This is a genomic window from Trichocoleus sp. FACHB-6, from assembly GCF_014695815.1.
Lineage (GTDB): Bacteria > Cyanobacteriota > Cyanobacteriia > Cyanobacteriales > FACHB-T130 > Funiculus > Funiculus sociatus.
In genome coordinates this window covers 38,026-56,819 of record NZ_JACJOY010000019.1, presented here as the reverse complement: position 1 = coordinate 56,819, position 18,794 = coordinate 38,026, and the positions used below count along the sequence as shown (strand labels likewise).

Annotated in this window: 18 protein-coding genes; 10 read left to right on the top strand and 8 right to left on the bottom strand. The window is 44.9% G+C overall.

The window, feature by feature from the left end; genetic code table 11:
* Positions 1 to 321: 321 nt before the first annotated feature.
* Entirely contained in the window at positions 322 to 807 is a 486-nt protein-coding gene (locus H6F66_RS03440) for a hypothetical protein (protein WP_190418223.1), read from the bottom strand.
* A 76-nt stretch (positions 808 to 883) separates the two neighbouring features.
* On the opposite strand from H6F66_RS03440, the gene hetZ reads away from it, so the two are divergent.
* The 3 genes from hetZ (at position 884) to H6F66_RS03425 (ending at position 5,542) form a co-directional block, all read left to right on the top strand.
* A complete protein-coding gene (gene hetZ / locus H6F66_RS03435; RefSeq protein WP_190418221.1) occupies positions 884 to 2,047 on the top strand; it encodes a heterocyst differentiation protein HetZ in 1,164 nt (387 codons plus the stop codon).
* On the top strand, positions 2,040 to 3,053 hold the full coding sequence (locus tag H6F66_RS03430; RefSeq protein ID WP_190418219.1) for a hypothetical protein: 1,014 nt from the start codon (positions 2,040 to 2,042) through the stop codon (positions 3,051 to 3,053). The genes hetZ and H6F66_RS03430 overlap by 8 nt, the downstream gene beginning before the upstream one ends.
* A 173-nt stretch (positions 3,054 to 3,226) precedes the next feature.
* Positions 3,227 to 5,542, top strand: coding sequence for a DUF3488 and DUF4129 domain-containing transglutaminase family protein (locus H6F66_RS03425; RefSeq protein WP_190418218.1), 2,316 nt, complete (start codon positions 3,227 to 3,229; stop codon positions 5,540 to 5,542).
* Positions 5,543 to 5,591: 49 nt separating this feature from the next.
* On the opposite strand, the gene H6F66_RS03420 is transcribed toward H6F66_RS03425, so the two are convergent.
* From H6F66_RS03420 to H6F66_RS03400, 5 genes are all read right to left on the bottom strand, one after another.
* The gene (locus H6F66_RS03420) at positions 5,592 to 7,337 is read right to left on the bottom strand and encodes an NAD+ synthase (protein WP_190418217.1); all 1,746 of its coding nucleotides are present in this window, start codon (positions 7,335 to 7,337) and stop codon (positions 5,592 to 5,594) included.
* A gap of 113 nt (positions 7,338 to 7,450) precedes the next feature.
* Complete coding sequence (locus tag H6F66_RS03415) at positions 7,451 to 7,747, bottom strand: isochorismate lyase (RefSeq protein WP_190418216.1); 297 nt, start codon at positions 7,745 to 7,747, stop codon at positions 7,451 to 7,453.
* A gap of 50 nt (positions 7,748 to 7,797) precedes the next feature.
* The gene (locus H6F66_RS03410; protein WP_190418215.1) at positions 7,798 to 8,535 is read right to left on the bottom strand and encodes an NUDIX domain-containing protein; all 738 of its coding nucleotides are present in this window, start codon (positions 8,533 to 8,535) and stop codon (positions 7,798 to 7,800) included.
* Positions 8,508 to 9,098, bottom strand: a complete 591-nt coding sequence (locus tag H6F66_RS03405; RefSeq protein ID WP_190418214.1) for a nicotinate-nucleotide adenylyltransferase — start codon at positions 9,096 to 9,098, stop codon at positions 8,508 to 8,510. The genes H6F66_RS03410 and H6F66_RS03405 overlap by 28 nt, the downstream gene beginning before the upstream one ends.
* Positions 9,099 to 9,163: 65 nt before the next feature.
* The gene (locus H6F66_RS03400; protein WP_190418213.1) at positions 9,164 to 10,564 is read right to left on the bottom strand and encodes a nicotinate phosphoribosyltransferase; all 1,401 of its coding nucleotides are present in this window, start codon (positions 10,562 to 10,564) and stop codon (positions 9,164 to 9,166) included.
* A 488-nt stretch (positions 10,565 to 11,052) separates the two neighbouring features.
* On the opposite strand from H6F66_RS03400, the gene H6F66_RS03395 reads away from it, so the two are divergent.
* On the top strand, positions 11,053 to 11,205 hold the full coding sequence (locus H6F66_RS03395; protein WP_190418212.1) for a hypothetical protein: 153 nt from the start codon (positions 11,053 to 11,055) through the stop codon (positions 11,203 to 11,205).
* A 95-nt stretch (positions 11,206 to 11,300) separates the two neighbouring features.
* Here the strand turns inward: H6F66_RS03395 and H6F66_RS03390 are convergent, their stop codons facing one another.
* Together H6F66_RS03390 and H6F66_RS03385 are read right to left on the bottom strand one after the other, a co-directional pair.
* Entirely contained in the window at positions 11,301 to 11,993 is a 693-nt protein-coding gene (locus H6F66_RS03390) for a hypothetical protein (protein ID WP_190418210.1), read from the bottom strand.
* Positions 11,994 to 12,652: 659 nt separating this feature from the next.
* Positions 12,653 to 13,357, bottom strand: a complete 705-nt coding sequence (locus H6F66_RS03385; protein WP_190418208.1) for a diacylglycerol/polyprenol kinase family protein — start codon at positions 13,355 to 13,357, stop codon at positions 12,653 to 12,655.
* Positions 13,358 to 13,415: 58 nt separating this feature from the next.
* On the opposite strand from H6F66_RS03385, the gene yidD reads away from it, so the two are divergent.
* The 6 genes from yidD to H6F66_RS03355 all read left to right on the top strand — a co-directional run bounded on the left by yidD (position 13,416) and on the right by H6F66_RS03355 (position 18,789).
* Entirely contained in the window at positions 13,416 to 13,649 is a 234-nt protein-coding gene (yidD, locus tag H6F66_RS03380) for a membrane protein insertion efficiency factor YidD (protein WP_190418206.1), read from the top strand.
* 428 nt (positions 13,650 to 14,077) lie between these two features.
* Positions 14,078 to 14,626, top strand: coding sequence for a hypothetical protein (locus H6F66_RS03375; protein ID WP_190418204.1), 549 nt, complete (start codon positions 14,078 to 14,080; stop codon positions 14,624 to 14,626).
* A 370-nt stretch (positions 14,627 to 14,996) separates the two neighbouring features.
* Positions 14,997 to 15,704 carry a M15 family metallopeptidase gene (locus H6F66_RS03370; RefSeq protein WP_190418202.1) on the top strand — a complete coding sequence of 236 codons (708 nt, stop codon included), beginning with the start codon at positions 14,997 to 14,999 and terminating at the stop codon, positions 15,702 to 15,704.
* A gap of 96 nt (positions 15,705 to 15,800) precedes the next feature.
* Complete coding sequence (locus tag H6F66_RS03365) at positions 15,801 to 16,181, top strand: DUF3110 domain-containing protein (RefSeq protein ID WP_190418200.1); 381 nt, start codon at positions 15,801 to 15,803, stop codon at positions 16,179 to 16,181.
* Positions 16,182 to 16,193: 12 nt separating this feature from the next.
* Entirely contained in the window at positions 16,194 to 17,114 is a 921-nt protein-coding gene (murQ, locus tag H6F66_RS03360; RefSeq protein ID WP_190418199.1) for an N-acetylmuramic acid 6-phosphate etherase, read from the top strand.
* 154 nt (positions 17,115 to 17,268) lie between these two features.
* Positions 17,269 to 18,789, top strand: a complete 1,521-nt coding sequence (locus H6F66_RS03355; RefSeq protein WP_190418198.1) for a site-2 protease family protein — start codon at positions 17,269 to 17,271, stop codon at positions 18,787 to 18,789.
* The last annotated feature ends 5 nt before the right edge of the window (positions 18,790 to 18,794 follow it).

Here is an 18,794-nt window from a genome sequence, read left to right as displayed (position 1 = left end):
AGGCTTTTGGAATATATCCGACCTTCGCAAAATCTAATATCCAAAATCAATAAGTACGTCTACAGAACTTTTTCTACTTACCAGGAACCTCTAAAAATATTTTTACAAACATTTACAAGAGCAATTAACTTTAGCGGCTAAGGCGGTGAGCATAATTAAACGGAGATTGCAGGAGCCCTACAAACCCGGTTTCTTTGTTCCGTTTATTTACGCTCGGATTTAAGTAGACGAGCGTAAACGATTAATACAAATCGGACATTCTATTACATTTCTTAAAGCTTCAAAGCATTGATTAAAAAAGCTCACCATAAAAAACCTTGCTCAAGCAATATCTGGAGGCAAGTTTCTGGGGTTAGATTTGGGGGAAGGTCGATGTATTTGCTGATGTTCTTTGATCCGCTCTATTAAATTTACCCGAAAAATTTCATAGCCAGTGGTACGATTGCCGGGAGTATCAAAGAAAATTGTGCTGTCTATAACCTCCCTGCCGACCGTCTCAAACAAAATGTGAGTCACAGGCTCTCTTTGGGCAACAATTTGAGGCTCTGGCACTAACTGGAAACCCTTAGCGTCCTCAAGAGTTGAGAAAGCGTGTATCACCTTTTTTTGGACATCGGGTTCGGCGCGATTACTAAGGGTTGTCAATAACCAACCGGATTCTGGGCTTTGGAGAATGTAATACTCTAAATGTTGTAACCCGGTCGCATATTCGATGAGAACGGGCGCGATTTGGGTAATCCACTCAGGGGGTACACCATAAAGTTGCGCTTTGTCAATCAGTGCTAGAATCTGTTGGTCTAAATTCATATTGTTAATTTAAGGGCTTGTGCTGTTAACGGATGACGTTTGGGTATGCTAGGGTCTTGGTAACAATTTAGCCAGTGTGGGGAATATCTACCAGCGCGTGGAGGCAATTTTTAAACTACTATTTAACGAACTCCGAGAGTCAACAAAAGCCTCGGAGGATAACTGTCGTGAGGTGGCGGCGCGGATAGCCAGTGAAGTCGCCCGAATTTGTCATGAGAGTAAACGCATCCAAGATTCAGGAGATGTGGAAACTTGGGCGACGACGCTGGCTCGTCTTCGCTTGAAGCAATGTCTTCACTATTATCAGATGGGCGCACATCGGGGAAGAGTGGAATTACACGCTACTCTGAGTGCGATTGTCTATCGCTACATTACACCTTCACAAGTGCCAACGAGCTATCAGGCACGGCTGGTGCTGATTGAAGATTTCTTGCAAGGATTCTATGCGGAATCCTTAAATGCGTTTCGCCGCGAGAATGCGATTGTTACCAAGTATCGTCCCCATACTCTTTTAGAGTTGGCAGAATACATGGCTTTTGCCGAACGCTACGGCAAGCGACGCATTCCCCTTCCGGGCCATCGCACTCAGCAACTAATCATCCTGCGGGCGCAGACATTTTCGCAACAGCAACCTCCGGAAACTTCCGTAGATATGGAGCAGGCGGCAGAGGGAGGCGGTACCGAGTCAGACTCGGTTTGGAATGAAGCAACGGTGCATCAGGTGCGGGAGGCAATGGTAGGTCATGAACCGGAACCGTTGGAAAAGAGCCTGCGCCAAACGGTGGTTAAGGAGTTGATGAAATATCTCAAAGACCGCCAGCAGCATGAATGCGTCGATTACTTTACGCTGCGCCTGAAAGATTTATCCGCCGGGGAAATTGAGGCGATTTTGGGTTTGACTCCCCGCCAGAGGGATTATTTGCAACAACGCTTCAAATATCATTTAATTCGGTTTGCCCTTTCCCATCGCTGGGAACTGGTGCATCAGTGGTTAGAAGCGGATTTAGAGCGCAATTTGGGTCTAACACCCCAGCAATGGCAGGTGTTTCAAGGAGTTTTGAGCGCTCAACAGGCTGAATTACTACGATTAAAGCAACAGGGAGTGGAACCAGCAGCGATCGCTCAGACTTTAAATTGTACAGTTTCTCAGGTCGAAAAGCGATGGTTTAAGCTGCTGGAGCTTGCCTGGGAAATTCGCAATCGTTCAGTATCCGGAGCAAGTGCATCTCAAGATGAATAGTGACCTAGATAACAATTCTGAAGCGATAGATAACCGCTTCCTAGCATGGCTGCTAAAGGATTCTAACCCCACAGCAGCAGAACCACCACAAGACCCTAACTTGGAAGGCGATCCTGTGGAGGCAATGGAATTGGATTATTCTGATCCCCTAGACTCAGAAGACCTGAGCCTAGTATTAGACCACCTCGATGAAGCGGCCCAAGGCTGTCAACCACTCAACTTGGGAGGAGAAAAACCGACTGTGCAAAATCGTTTCCATACCCTTTTGAAGCGCAAACTGCAAGTTGAAATTGAACGTAACCCACCTCTTTTTCCTTGGGAGACGGAAATTTGCAACTACGAACCCGATTATTTAGACGGCGAGGCTGAAAGCTCTGTTCCCCTGTGGATACCACAGCTTTCTAACTTCAGTCTGCCTGTCACCCTCCCCGAAACGGTTTTAACACAACTGCTAGATTCCTGTCAGGAGGTCGTGCAGTCGCCGCTAGCGCAGGGAGCGAAATTGGTGCGTGCCGCTAGTGCCTTGTTTCCAGAACAACGCCAGACACTAAACCAGTTAGCAGGAATGGTGTTGCTGTACCCAACCCGTTCCCCCCAAGAGCAGCAACTTTTCACCAATCGTTACGAAGAAGCTACAGATAGCCAACAGATGGCGCTGTCCTTATTGGCGGCTCGAGAAATCATCAAGGCGCTGACGTTGCCAGTATCGCCCGACTCGAAGCCTGTGGAGCGACATTGGCAAACATCTCTGGGGATCATGAGCATCCAGGCAGAATACCAGGTAGAGGGTAGGGTTCCCAGGTGCAGGATTGTTAGTCGTTTGCCTCGTGGCGGCAGTTTGACGCTGCGAACTGCTGTTGCCTCTGCAACAGCGCAGCGTTCCTATCCAGGCTACCTGAGTGTAGAATCGTTTGATTTAGAACCTAATCAGACTTATCCTCTGGAAATTCGCTTGTCAGAAGTGGATCAACCACCGCTGATTTTTGCGATCGCAATTAGTTCGTAGTCATTAGTTCGTAGTCATTAGTAATTCGTCAGCAGTCAATCGTCACTTAAGGCTTGTCGAGTTGAAACGTTGGGTAGAGATTCTCGTTCTAACAGCTTTCCAACCTTCCAACACATACGGATAACTGACAGCAGACAAAGCACAATAGACTAATGACCAATAACTAATGACTAATGACTAATTCAGTTTTGCATCGGGTGCGGCAACGGCTAGAAACAACACCGAAGCCGGAAACGGAAGAATCAATCCTGCTACGGGTGCTGGTGCAGGCACTCGTAGTGGTGGGAATTATTGCCACGGATGTAGCGGCGGAAACTCAGATTAGTTTATGGGCTGTGCCGCTGAGTTTAGTTGGTGCGACGTGGAGTTACTATCGACGACGCGATCGCAATGTGCCTGTAAAATTTTTGATAGCGATTGGGATGGTGGTAGCACTAACAGTTTTTCTGAGAAATCTGTTTGGTGCTTTGAATGATACACGCTTGGTGCTTGCAGAATTGTTGATTCATCTGCAAGTGCTGCACAGCTTTGACCTCCCGCGTCGCAAAGATTTAGGCTATTCGATGGTGATTGGGCTGATTTTGTTGGGCGTTGCTGGTACAGTTAGCCAAACATTAACCTTTGCACCCATTTTGCTGTTGTTCTTGGGCGTAGCGCTGCCTGTTTTGGTGCTAGATTATCGCTCTCGGTTAGGCCTACTTGAAGGCAAAAGTAAAAAGACAAAAGTTAAAAAAAATCCCCAAGAAATTAAAAACACTTTTAAGTTTTACTTTTTACTTTTTACTTTAATTGTGGGGCTGGGACTAACTATTTTTGCAGTGATGCCCCGGTTTCCTGGCTATCAACTACAAACATTTCCAGTTAGCGGGCCTCAAGGTTTAGAACAACAAAATTTTTCTAGTAACGGCCGCGCCATAGTTAACCCTGGTTACGCCAGACAAGGTAAACAAGGTAGCGGTGGAGGCGGCGGGCAAAACCAAGAAAGGGGAGCCGGGCAGATGGATGATACCTTCTACTACGGCTTTAGCAGCAAAATTAACCAGAATCTCCGGGGAGAGATGAAGCCCAAAGTGGTGATGCGAGTGCGATCGCAAGCCGAGGGATTTTGGCGAGTGCTGGCTTTAGATCGCTACACTGGTCAGGGTTGGGAGATTTCCCGCGACAAGCAAACGCAGACTGTGCAACGTCCAGCTTGGTCGTACCGATTTTTCCTTCCCAGACAGGTAATCTTCACTGGGAAAACTAAACAGGTGATTCAGAGTTACACAATAGTGTCTGAACTGCCGAATCTGATTCCCGCCTTATCCTATCCTAAAGAACTGTATTTTCCCACACAGGAAGTAGCGGTGGATACCGAGAGCGGTTTGCGAGCGCCTACAGGTTTGGGAGAAGGATTTACCTACACCGTGATTTCTGAAGTACCAGTACGCGATCGCGCTCTTTTGGCGAAAACATCAACAAACTATTCCGAAAGAATCCGCAATTACTATCTGCAAGTTCCTCCAGAAATCTCTGACAAAGTGCGGCAGCTAACCGAAGAAATATTAGCCAAATCGAGAAAACCCATCACCTCTCCCTACGAAAAAGCTCTCTACTTAGCTCAGTATCTCAAACAAAACTACACCATCCCACAAGACCCTTTTGGCTTGCCTTTTTTGGATGAAAAGGAAGACTTAGTAGAAGCATTTCTCTTCAAACACAAAGGAGGTTATCCTGACCACTTCTCCAGCGTTTTAACAATTATGTTGCGTTCGGTTGGCATTCCATCCCGGCTAGTAGCAGGCTTTTCACCAGGGGAGTTCAATCCCTTCACTGGCTTCTATGTCGTTCGCAACACCGACGCTTACGCGATGACAGAAGTGTATTTTCCCAACTACGGCTGGTTTGCCTTCGATCCGATTCCCGGTAATCCCTTAATTCCCCCCTCAGTTGAAGAAGACCAAACCTTTAGCGTGTTGCGCCAGTTCTGGAAGTGGGTTGCCGGGTGGTTGCCTTCACCTGTATCAAGTTGGTTAAATAACGTATTCGGTGCCATTATCATTTGGCTGATTGGGGCGATAATCTGGCTCTGGGCGCTGCTTTCCAATGGCTGGGTGGGATTGTTTACTGGTATTATCTTGTCAATTTGCCTGGGGTTCCTTGGTTGGTTGGCTTGGAACAGGTTGCAAGCATTGCGTTACCGTCTCTGGCTGGGTAAGTTGCCGCCGATGGAAAGTATCTACCAGCAAATGCTTAAGGAGTTGAGTGTCCAAGGATATGCCAAGCACCCGGCACACACTCCCCTAGAGTATGCTTATCAAGCACGTCAACACCATTCACCTGACAAAGCCGAAGTCATCAACGAAATTTCTCAGGCATATGTCCAATGGCGTTATGGCGGAGAGACACCGAATTTAAAACAGTTGCGATCGCGCTTGCAAAGTTTGAAAAAATCTCAAATGAAGAAGGTTTGGGAGAAGCGATCGCGTTTAAAACTCGTAAAACAATAAACTGTAGACAGGCAAGATGCCTGTCTACAGTTTATTGGCTTTGAAATTTTTAGTTGTTTACCGCCCAACGACTGGCAATTGGCATTCGCCAACCAGTACCAAAAGCGCGATCTGTAATCTTAATTCCCGGAGGTGCTTGTCGCCGCTTAAATTCCGCACGCGCTACCAGCTGCATCACTCGGTTAACAACAGTTGCATCGTGTCCGGCGGCGATAATTTGGGCTGATGATTGATGCTCGTGAATTAAGCGTTGTAAAATGTCGTCCAAAATATCATAATCCGGCAGAGAATCTTGATCGACTTGACCGGGTTTTAATTCTGCACTCGGAGGCTTGGAGATGATATTGGTGGGGATAATTTCTTGTCGGATAGAGGAAAGATTAGCATTCTTCTGTTCCCCAGTCCCCAGTCCCTCAGCATTCAGCCAATTACAAAGCGAATAAACGCGAGTTTTAGGTACGTCAGCAATTACAGCTAATCCGCCATTCATATCGCCGTAAAGCGTACAGTAGCCAACCGCCATTTCTGATTTATTACCTGTAGATAGTAGGAGATAGCCAAACTTGTTAGCGATCGCCATCAATAAATTACCCCGAATCCGCGATTGAATATTCTCCTCCGCAAGTCCAAAAGATGTGTCAGCAAACACCTTTTCCAGAGTTTTGTCGTAACCTGTCATTAAATCGCCAATCGGCAGAATTTCAGTTGCAATGCCCAGATTTTCCGCTAATTCCAGCGCATCTTTAATAGAATGATCGGAACTGTAGGGAGAAGGCATGAGAATGCCGAATACATTCTCTGATCCTAATGCAGAGGATGCGATCGCTGCCACTAATGCCGAGTCGATCCCACCACTCAAACCAATAACTACTTTAGAAAAGCCGCACTTACGCGCATAGTCTCGCACCCCCAACACCAAAGCACCCCAAATTTCCTCATCTTCAGTTTCTGGTAAAGGCGATATTTTTCCCTCACCTCTTAACGAGGAGGAGTTGGCGGGGATCAGATCCCGCTTTTCCTCATCAAATTCTATTAACACCAAATCAGTTTCAAAAGCAAAAGCGCGACTAACTACCTCACCAGTACGATTTAAAGCGAAACTGCAACCATCAAAAATTAAGTCATCATTTCCCCCAACCTGATTAGCATATACGATTGGTTTATTGAAGCGAGACGCGCTATGTCGCAACATCGATTCTCGCAACTTGTGCTTACCAACTCTGTAAGGCGAAGCTGATAAATTTACAATAAAATTTACATCCAATTGAGCTAAATCAACAATTGGATTTATTGCATAGCTGCGCTTACCCCAAAATTCCTCATCATTCCACAAATCTTCGCAAATTGTTACTCCGATGTGGAGATTGTCGAGGGTGAAAGCATTAGCTTGCAGCCCTGGTTCAAAATATCGATATTCGTCAAAAACATCGTAGGTGGGTAACAGTCGCTTGTGAAAAATTTGTTGTAACTGACCATTTTCTAACCAGGCGATACTGTTAAATAAAGGTTTCCCGCCAGCAACGTGCGCTTTTGAATTTGGTTCAACTGTTCCCACTAAAACAGCTATATTTGGCGGTAAATTTTGCGCTAATTGCTGTAAAACGTTTGCCATTGATTCAATGAAGCTGGGATTTAAGAGCAAATCCCGTGGCGGATAACCGCACAAAGAAAGTTCCGGTGTTAACAATAAACGGACATTATTCTCAGATGCAATTTTAGCAGCATTGAGAATTTGTTGGGCGTTGTTGGCGAGGTCGCCAATTGTAGGGTTAAGTTGAGCGATCGCAATTTTCATATATAGCCATTCTATTTGATGTGTGAAAGCTACTTTTTTAAAACGAACCGCAGAGACGCCGAGAAATAAGATTTTATATATAAATAAGGTTGGCTATGTTTGAATATATTACATTATTTATTTCTTGATTTCCAATGGTGTAATTCTTCATTCATAAAATAAGTGATCAAATCTTGATATAACTTTTCAATTACATCAGGATTTAAGCCTTGTTCTTCAGCCCAAACACGTCTTTGCTGCATCATAGCCTGACGACGTTCTGGGGCTTTTACACTTTCTTGACTGGTTTTGAACTTGGCAGCAGCTTTCACATATTCAAATCGCTTGCCAAGAAGTTCGATAATTTTCCGGTCAATTTTATCAATCTCATTACGAATGTCTTGGATATCTAAAGTCTCTTCGGGTTCCATGTTTTATTTTTTTAACGCAGAAGATTAAATTACTTGGTGTACCTTGGTGTTTAAATAAAAACCAAAGGCTTATCCTTAAACGGGGCAAATGCTTCAGCATCAAACCGATACAAACTAGCCGGACGGCCAGCACCACGCGACACTTTTACTTTAGTATCGTAAAGAAAACCCAGCTTCAACAACCGGGCGCGAAAATTGGAATAATCTGCAAAATTATCCCCTAAAACTGTCGTGTAAAGCTGATATAAGTCACTCAAAGTAAATACCTCTGGCAACACTTCAAATGCAACTGGGCTATACTCTAACTTATTTCGCAAACGCCGATGACCGTACTCTAAAATTTTATTGTGGTCAAAGGCGAGTTGCGGCACTTGTTCTAAGGGATACCAAGCAATACCACTAACGCCATCGGCAATTAATTCAGCTTCTTCAAACCGTACCAGAGCAAAGTAACTAACTGATAGATAACGCACCCCATAACTACCATCACATTCCCTCGGATCGCGTCCCGGCCCGCCAAAGGTGTATAACTGTTCTAAGTACAAGTTTTTGACGCGAATTTTTTCAGCTAAAATTCGATAGGCGGCATCTTCTAAAGATTCTCCTTGACGGACTAAAGTACCGGGTAAGCACCAATGTCCTGAGAAGGGTTCTTCTTGGCGCATTACTAACAAAACTAACAGTCGATTTTGCGCTGTATCGACTGAGAAAATTACGTTATCAACTCCGACTTTGAAATCGGCTAATGTCGGTTGTTGTGCTATTTTTTTCGAGCCGCGTCCTGGCATTCGTATAAACGTTCTCTATTGATATAGTCTTTGACGGTGGTCGTCAAGGCTTTGGTGTTTCCATTCTCACGATACGCTGTAGAGGAAACCGCTGGCGCGTTAAGGTGAGCGATCGCTATGTGCGCCCCCATCTGCCGCAGTTCCTCTAAACTAGAGTCTTCTATCGGATATCCTGGTCTAGGTACTACCAGCAGTTGCACTTGCCGCAACCAATCTTCAACTCTATACCAACGCGGCATCTGGCTAACTAAGTCGGAACCAATTACTACTGTAAAGTCTACCGACATTCCCCAAATTGCCCTCGCCTTCTGCACTGTCTCCAGAGTTCTCGGACTGCTGAGTTGCTGAAACAGGCAGATATTGTGCCAAGTTGAATTAAGTTCCTCAATCAGCAACCGTAGCATTCTGGATCGATGTTCCAGGGGCGTTTGGTGAGACTTAAACGGATTATCCGATGCCCACACCGCAACCAGATCGTAGTGTTGAGACAGCCAATTAAGGATCGCCTGATGTCCCGATGTCGGCGGGTCGGCACTTGTACCAAACAAAGCAATTCTCTTCATTTTCTTCCTTTGGGTTCATATAGCGCTAACTGCATTAGCGTAGCCAAGGCGGTTCATTCCTTCGATTAACCAAGACGAGTTTCTTCAGTCAACAACCTCAGCGCCTCAGAAATCTCCACAGATACAGAAATGGGAGAATCAAGCGATCGCGTTAGAGCTGGTAAACTAGCAACTGATGCAGCTGTACGCTCTCGAATTTCCGCTAAATCTGGTAACTGCACCTGTTCGCCCTGTTTAACCACCAGCTGCAACAAAGGTTCTTCTCCATTCGGGCTTTCCGTCAACAATCCCAATCTGTCTGCTTTAACCTGACTTCCCTGATGGCGGCGAAAAATCTGCTTTCGACCAGGATAAGTTATCTTACCGCTCGATTCTTTCATCACGGGAATGCCATCAATTTCCACCAGTTTATAAACCCCATTTAAAGATGTTCCCGTAACCAGTCGAGTTCCCAGCCCATAACCGTCGATGCAAGCGCCAGCTGCTTTCAATCTGGCAATTTCGTATTCATCCAAATCGCCACTGGCAAAGATGGGAACATCGGGTAAAAGCGATCGCACTTGTTTAGATAAAGTTACCAAATCACCCGAATCTATCCGCACCCCAGCCAATTGTGTTTCCCCTGCTGCTAACATTTGTGCCAAACCTTGGGCAGCGGCGACTGTATCGTATGTATCAATCAACAATGGCGCACCAGGAAAATAGCGGTGGAATGCCTTAAAAGCCTCTTGTTCGCTTCCAGATGTGGCTGCGATCGCCATCACTAAAGCATGAGCAATCGTTCCACTAGGCTTTTGACCCAATTTGATCGCTGCCAACACATTAGAAGTGGCATCTAACCCAGCTGCCAACGCCGCCCTCGCCGCCCACACAGAGGCTTGGGGACTAAACGCCCGTCGCGTCCCGAATTCTAGCAGTGTCGCTTGCGCCCCAGCCGCATCGCGCATCCGCGCCGCCCGCGTCGCCACCAAACTCTGATAGTTGATGGTGTTCAGCAGGTAGGTTTCTACCAACTGAGCTTGCCATAAGGGTGCTTCCACCCGTAGCAGCGGCTCGTTAGCAAAAACAGCCGTTCCCTCTGGAACTGCCCACACATCGCCTGTGAAGCGACCTTCCTCCAGCAGCGACCAAAATCGCGCTGGTGCTTGTGCAAAAATCCCTGTCGCCTGCAAAGCCTCCAGCTGACTTGATGTAAAGCGGAATTTCTCCAGGTAGTCTAGCGCCTGCGCCAGCCCCATCGCAATCAAATAGCCAAAGCCGTTTGGTAGCCGCCGCACAAACAACTCAAAGCTGGCGCGTCTTTGCTCCAAACCTTCGCCTGTGTAGCAAGCTGCCATCGTCAGCTGGTAGAGGTCGGTCAGGAGGCTATAATCTTCAGGCGCGATCGCCAGTTCCCGATCTTCTGCCCTTTCCTGCTCCTGAAGCGGGTTCGGGTGCTTTGCAAGTCCGTCAAGGGAAATTTTCATAATCTTGCTACCTTGGCAAGAATAGTTTCTACGATTATAGTGCTATTCACCAAAATACTGCCAAGGTATTTTGATAATCTTTTAAAGAAAACAGATGTATCAGGTAGGTTACATGACCTCTGACGGCTATTTATATCCTTTGTATACTATTATTAATAGTATTTTTATCTAAAACAGAGAAATAAAGAGCGATCGCATAAAACTATAACTGCGCCGCCCTGAAGAAAGCCGGATGCTCTCCATAACAGGAGCAATTTCCATCAAAAGTCATAATTATTAAAGTAAATTGTTGAAAATATAAGTAAGTTTAAAAAAGTTGTAAAAGTTTTAATGATACGCACCGCTTTCATCAACGAGAAGCAAAGTATTGCAAACCTAATCAAACAAGTATTGCAAATAAACGTCAATAATCCAAAACTACTCATAATGGTAAGTATAGAGGGCTAATTTACATTTCAAGCCTACAAATAAACCGGGAGAGTAAGTATATGGGTATTACCCGAATGATGGATAGTATCACCCAGTATTTTTCCGAAGCGATCGCCCGCATCTTTGGCCCAAGTGACGATGCTTATCCTGTGACTGGAGTGCAGCCTTTTTCAGGCGACCCCTTAAAAGAAACTAGAAGGGCTGATTGGTAGCCAAGTGAATGTCTTTTTCTGTCGTCGTGTGGTCAATAATCAATAATTTGGTGGGGAAAAGCGTTTTTTCTCCACCAAATTTTATTGAAATATTTCTAAACAATCATTCGGCGTAGCTGATGTTGCTGTTGATTAAATTGTTTTTGTTCTAGGGTCAACGCATCGTAACTAATAGGCGATCGCATATCCCACTGAAATTCAGCTAAGATTAACAAGCTAATCACCATCACGCCTCCAGCGATCAGAAACTCCCAACCACAAAAGTAGGGAAGGAGAAATATACATAGCAGGTGGACAATTCCAGCCAGAAGGATAGCACGCGATCGCACCCCTAAACCAGTCAAGAAATAGCCAAAGGCGCTCAACCCCAGCCACAACGGACACAGGCGCATCAAAACATTTCCCCAGCCCAAGAAAATACCCAAGTCAGTCAGGACAAGCCCCACTAACATTAAAATCACCCAGCAATACAGCACCCAGCTAACCTGCTCCACCTTAACCCAAAAGCGCGTCCATACTACCATTACAGCAGTACCAATCAGAGTCAGCGCTGACCACAAAGCAGCTTGAATATTCCAACTCAAAGGGAAAAAGTGGGCGGTGAAAAAAATCGCGGCTGATATCAAACCCCAGAAAATGCAAGCTTGATCGATCCGAGTATAAAACGTGGAATAAAGCGTAGTGTTTCCGATCTGCAAATGAATACGCCAAAGGCCTTGGAGATCCTGAAAATCAAGGTTTTTTTGTTTGCGGCGCAGAGGCGGTACTGTGGAATTAAAAAAAGTCATTTGATGTGCTGCTAATAATAGATAGATAAGTTGCTGTCTATCTAATTTGCACATAGGAAGATTTAAGCAATTAGCACAGGGGAAGAATCTAGCCCATGACTATTCGCTAATAATTGCTCTCGCAAGCAATTTAATATGCAAGTTAAATTTATGACAGCTTTGTATTGTGTTAATGCTTAATTTTGTACTAATAAGCCTTTATCGGGAATCTGCCAGTGGAAAGGATATTGTCTATTTTTAATCTATCAATGGTAGGAAATACTTTAGAGTAAACGGTAATTAATTATACAAATTGCTTATTAATGGCATTAAAAATAAGTCTATATACATAAGCTTTGAATAATTAAACAGGCAAAAGAAATAAATTTGAGGTTTACTTAAGAAGGTTTTTAGGGAATAGTATGTAGCTTGCTTTGGCGTAGCAGTACGCAAGTGTCACCCAACCAATGCTTATGGGTAGTGGGTTCTGCATCCTCTTTCCCAACAAATCCCAGGTTTTGAATTTTGAGTTTTTAAGTAAACCTAAACCGTATTGAGAAAAACTCGACCATTAAAAAACCCGGTTTCTGGGAGAAACCGAGTTTTTTCAAGAAATGTTGAAAGGTTTAAATAGTGATTTGGCGGAGGCGATGTTGTAACTATAAGCTGAGACAATATTTTCAGGTTAGCAGCAACCCAGTCAAGAAAAATGCGATCGCTGCACTGCCCACAGGAACTGTTAAATTATCAATACCGTACCAGGAAAATGCTTCTAAGGCAGTAGCAGCTAAGGCAACTGCCAACGGCACCGCCCAACTTTGCCAGATATTGCCATGAACGCCGAGTAAAATCAAGCTACTGACCGCATAGCTTACCAAAAACATTGTAAAAGAGCCTTCCCAACTTTTTTTGCTCCCCCCAAATTGATAGGGATGCTTACCAAATTTCTGCCCAATCAGCGCTGCTAGCCCATCCCCCCAAGTCATTACTAAAATTCCCAGCGCCGCATATTGGGGTTGGTTTATAGACCAGAACCAAGCAACTAAAATCCCAATACTAAGGGCGTAGCAAAATGTTCCCCAACTCTTGCGCCCAACGCTGTTAATCCCTGGAAGGATTGGGAATTTGTATGATAAAAGGGCAACGCTACTCGCTAGAATCGAAGCCGTAATACCTACCCAAGCGGGAATATTCAGCCACCAGGCAAGCAAAATCACATTGCCAGTACCAATGTGTACCACCTTCCGCACCCGTTCCGGATCTGTGGAGGTATACCGATGTAGTCCCTCTGCTAGTAGTACAATAACGCCAAGACAGACTCCAATTAAGGCAATTTGGAGCCATAGCTGTGGGAATGATTCTAACGAAGACACAGAGTTAAACAAAGACTTTATTCAAAGGGGAAAAAGCTCTATTACCAATCTATTAGATTAAGGTGCCAGAATGAAAATATTACTGATTTGGTTAATTAAAGGATACCGGGTTTTGATTTCTCCGCTGTTTCCTCCAGTTTGTAGGTTTCAGCCGACTTGTTCTAAATACGCAATAGAGGCGGTAGAGAGATTTGGAGTATGGCGCGGCGGTTGGCTTGCGATTCGCCGCATCTTGCGCTGTCATCCGTTCTACCCAGGCGGTTACGATCCGGTGCCACCTGCGCCCGAAACAACTAAAGATTAAATTATGTCATTGAGATTATGCGTGATGGTGAGCGATCGCGATCGCTTACCATCACTCTATCGGGTAAATTCTCAATGCTGTCCTCAATATCATCATTTATTATTCTTCCTGTAATCTAACTATTGGTATAGTTTTTTAAGCATTTTGATAGATTCTACATTCAAATCGCAGTCGATTAAAGTATCGAAAAACTAACTATATGGCTAATCAAAATTAGCCTGTTATCTATAAATACAAATACTTAAAAATGTAAAAAACCGTAGGTTACACTTGATGATGCCGAACCAAGCTGTTACAAACATTTATTTGGTTTTACTAGGGTTTATCCCTATCTAAAAATTATTTAAAATAAAACTAAAATCTGGAATTTTACCTTTTTAATTGGTAGATACATTTAGGCAAAAACCAGAATTACTTAAATATTCGCCATGTCTAACAATAATAAAATTTTGACTTTCTGCATTAGCACACTTGCAGTTTCTTCTGTAATGTCGGCTACTCTAGTGCAAGCAGCACTAACAAACCAATCAAAAGTAGTTATTAGAGGGATCGGGGCAGTCCGAATTGGCATGACTGTTTCCCAAGCTTCACAAGCTGCGGGTACTCGGCTAGTTTCAACTGGCGAATACCCTAATAACAGTTGCCAGTACGTCAAACCGCAAAAAGGCCCCAGTGGTGTTGGTTTCATGGTAACAAACGGTCGCATTTCTAGAGTAGATGTGTGGACAAATAGGACGATTACTACTCTCAGAGGCGCACGTATCGGTGATACTGAAGCGCGAATCAAGTCACTTTATCCAGGGCAAATTAAAGTTACTCCACATCAATACGTTTCTGGGGGACACTATCTGGTATTCGTGCCACGAGATGCTGCTGACAAAAACTATCGAATACTATTTGAGACTGATGGCAAGCGTGTTACTCAGATCAGATCCGGTAAACTTCCTGAAGTAAATTTTGTAGAAGGATGTAGCTAGTTGCTAATCTAAGAGTAAGGAATTAGAAGTTATTAATTTTTAACTTCTAATTCCTTAGTTTTGATGGTTATCAATTGTGCCGGAGTTATAAAAATTAATGAGCCGCGAGAGCAATCAGTCGGCAGGGGAGCGCTTAGGAAGAAAAAGAAGATAAGAAAGAAGTAAGGAAATTTTAGGAATGGTGTAAGGTTGGTTTAATCAATTTATTAATCAAGGAGGTTAAATGGAAGTTAAAAATCCTACGAAGTTACAACTAGACTTAAGGGAACAGTATTGATTTATTAATATCACCAATCTAAATAAATAAAGAGTATTAAGTGTATTTATTACAAGACATAATAAGAATGATGTCAGCCAGAGGAAACTGAGCATGAAAGCTTATCAGGAGATTGCAATTGTAGAGTGTGGGGAAGCGATCGCTGCAATTCCTTTGGAGCAATTTGCGGTAGAATCTCCTCATCCTTATCAAAAGCTGGGTGCTAGTTATGGAGCGCTTTCGCCATATTATCTCCGCCAAAGTGTTCTAGATAGCTTAAAGGTAGCCCAAGCTCTCCTGCAACAAGTACATCAGGGTTGGCAAATCAAAATTTTTGACGCTTATCGCCCGGTGGAAGTCCAGCAATTTATGGTAGATTACACCTTTGCTGAAGTTGTTCAGGCGCGGAAGTTAAATTTAACTGAGTTAACGGAAGCACAGCGTCAAGAGATTTGGGAACAAGTTTATCAATTTTGGGCATTCCCCAACTTGAACCCCGCAACACCACCGCCTCATAGCACTGGTGCTGCGGTTGATGTGACGTTAGTAGACGACACTGGGAAGACTGTTAACATGGGAACCCAGATTGATGAAATATCTCCTGCGTCGTATCCAGATTATTATGCTGATAGCACTGATGCCGCCCAACAGCAGTATCATATTTATCGGCAGTTGTTGAATTCTGTGATGTGTAAAGCTGGATTTCGCCGTCATCCTAATGAGTGGTGGCACTTCTCGCTAGGCGATCAGATGTGGGCTTGGGCTTACAATCAAGAAAATCCAGCCCAACCGATGACAGCACGATATGGAAGATTAGTGTAGAGATGGTGTATATGTCTCTACAGAAGTTAGGACATTGAATAAGTTGCCAGATATCCTAAATTAAAGAAAGATAGATAAAAGAATTATGGCGGTACTATGCGCGGATACGTATTAATATTTAATACCGGGACAGAAAACGAGGGGATGCACTCGCTGCGAATTGGCGATCGCAACTTGCTCTTACTTTTTGAAGCAGAAGATGATGCTATTCGCTATGCTCTGCTACTAGAAGCTCAAGATTTTGCCACTCCCACTGTGGAGCCGATGGAATCAGAGGAAATTGAGGAAATTTGTCAAGACTTAGATTACGACTGGAAGTTAATTCCGGAAGGATTTGTTCCTGAAGACGATGTAGAACGTCTTTTTTTAGCTCCACCGGAAAATAACCTTTCCAAAACCGATTGGGAACCAGATGCTCCTGAACCGGAGCTTTCGGATTTAGACAAAATTCGTCGTCAACTAGAAGGACTGTTGTAATAAGGATCGAGGATGAAAAATCTGGAGGAGCGGGGGCATCTTTTAACAGAGCAAATTAACCCCAATAGTCAGAACTTAGATCAACTGAGTTCTTTGGAATTGGTAGATTTGTTCAATCGCGAGGATGCTCAAACACTGGTGGCGATCGCATCCGCCAGAACTGAACTAGCCCAAGCAATAAATACTACAGCTAGTGCCTTAAGTCAAGGGGGACGGCTTTTTTATATCGGTGCTGGGACGAGTGGACGTTTAGGCGTGTTGGATGCAGCAGAGTGTCCGCCCACTTTTTGTACGCCGCCAGATTTGGTACAAGGGATTATTGCTGGTGGTGCGGGGGCTTTAATTCGTAGCTCTGAAGATTTGGAAGACAAAGATGAAGATGGAGCGAATGCGATCGCGCAACGCCATATCACCAATCTCGATGTCGTCGTGGGAATTAGCGCCGGGGGAACGACTCCCTTTGTCCACGGTGCGATTCAATCAGCACGTGGGCGGGGAGCGACTACAATTTTGATCGCCTGTGTCCCCGCTGAACAAGTCAGCATTGAGGCAGATTTAGATATTCGCCTGATAGTGGGGCCAGAAGTGCTGGCAGGTTCGACACGCCTCAAAGCTGGAACTGTGACGAAAATGGCTTTAAACATCATCTCCACAGGCGTGATGGTGCAGTTGGGCAAAGTTTACGGCAATCGCATGGTAGATGTCGCCGTCACCAATAAAAAACTGCGCGATCGCGCCTTAAGAATGTTGCAAGACCTCACGGATTTAAATCGGGAAGATGCTAGTTATTTATTGGAGCAAAGTGGGAGATCTGTCAAGTTAGCGCTACTGATGCACTGGACAGGGTTAGAAAGGGAACAAAGCGCGAGTTTGCTTGCGGAACATCACGGGAATCTCAGAGCCGCTGTTTCGAGTTACCAAAAGCAAGAGTAGAAGTTGGCTGGTTGCTACCCGATTGCTAAAACTGATGTGAATCTTGGCATAAGCAAAACTTGTAGGATCTCACAGCGATCGCATTGCCTGTAACGGTATCGCACTCAGTTAGAGTAGACTTATTAGCTCTACTAGCTGCACGGTTTTATAAAAAATGTTTACTGGATCGGAGACTGCTACAACAAGTTTAATTGCGCTGGTGGCTTTCGGCATCCTGGGTTGGGGCTTCTATCGAGCCAAGCCCTTCGGCAAATTAGGAATATATGCCTGGTTGCAGTCAGTCGTGTTGATGGCTCCCTGGCTGTTGTTCTTTGGGTTGTTCGCCGCCGGGATTTATATCAACCTAGTCGGCATCCTATTTATGTTGGTAGCCTCAGCTGGGTTGTACATCTTCATCGGCAAGAAACTGCGTGCCGCTGGTCAGGATGCTATCCTGCGGGAGCAAGTCGTGAAGATGATCCAGGAATCGAACCCTACAGAAAATAAGTCTGATGAAGACATCGAAACGCCCCAGACACCTACAGATGGACTAAATCGCGTCACTTCTGAGGTAGTTCCCATCCCAGATGAAGACTTGAAAAACATTCAAGGAATTTTTGGGATTGATACATTCTTTGCTACTGAAACCATTTCCTATCAAGAGGGTGCGATTTTTCGGGGGAATCTGCGGGGTGAACCTGATGCAGTGCATTCTCGGTTGACTGCTAATTTGGAAGAGAGATTAGGCGATCGCTATCGGCTATTTTTAGTAGAAAATCCAGAAGAGAAGCCAGTTGTCATTGTTCTCCCCAGCAGCAATGATCCCCAAAAGGCAACCTTAACTCAGAAGCTTCTCGCAGGTGTTCTGTTCATAGCCACAATTGCCAGCAGTTTAGAAACAGCAGGACTTTTCCTTGGTTTCGATTTCTTCAACAACCTGAGCCGATTTAAAGAAGTTCTACCCATCAGCGCGGGTATCTGGACAGTTTTAATCGCTCACGAAATCGGTCACTGGTTACTAGCACGTCGTCACAAAATTCGTTTGAGTCTGCCTTTTTTCATCCCATCCGGTCAAATTGGCGCTTTTGGAGCCATTACCCGCTTTGAATCGCTGTTGCCCAATCGTCAGGTGCTATTTGATATCTCCTTAGCTGGCCCTGCTACTGGTGGTATTATTTCCCTGTTAATGCTAATCACAGGTTTAATCCTTTCCCACGAAGGCAGCCTGTTTCAGGTGCCATCTCAGTTTTTCCAAGGTTCTATTTTGGTGGGAACGCTGGCGCGAGTCGTCCTTGGTTCCGCCCTCCAGCAAACCCTGGTTGATGTCCACCCCCTGACGATTATCGGTTGGTTGGGTTTAGTGGTAAGTGCATTTAACTTGATGCCAGCTGGACAACTTGACGGCGGGCGAATTGTTCAGGCAATCTACGGACGGCAAATTGCCCGCCGGGCTACGGTAGCAACTTTAATTTTGCTGGGGATTATCTCAATAGTGAATCCGGCGAATCCTTTGCTGCTGTACTGGGCAATCGTGATTCTGTTCTTGCAGCGAAGTTTGGAACGCCCTAGCCTGAATGAGATTTCTGAACCCGATGATGCACGAGCCGCTTTGGGGTTATTGGCTCTGTTCTTGATGGTGGCGACTCTCCTACCCCTGACTCCAGGCTTGGCGGGAAGTTTGGGCATTGGCGGTTAATTGCT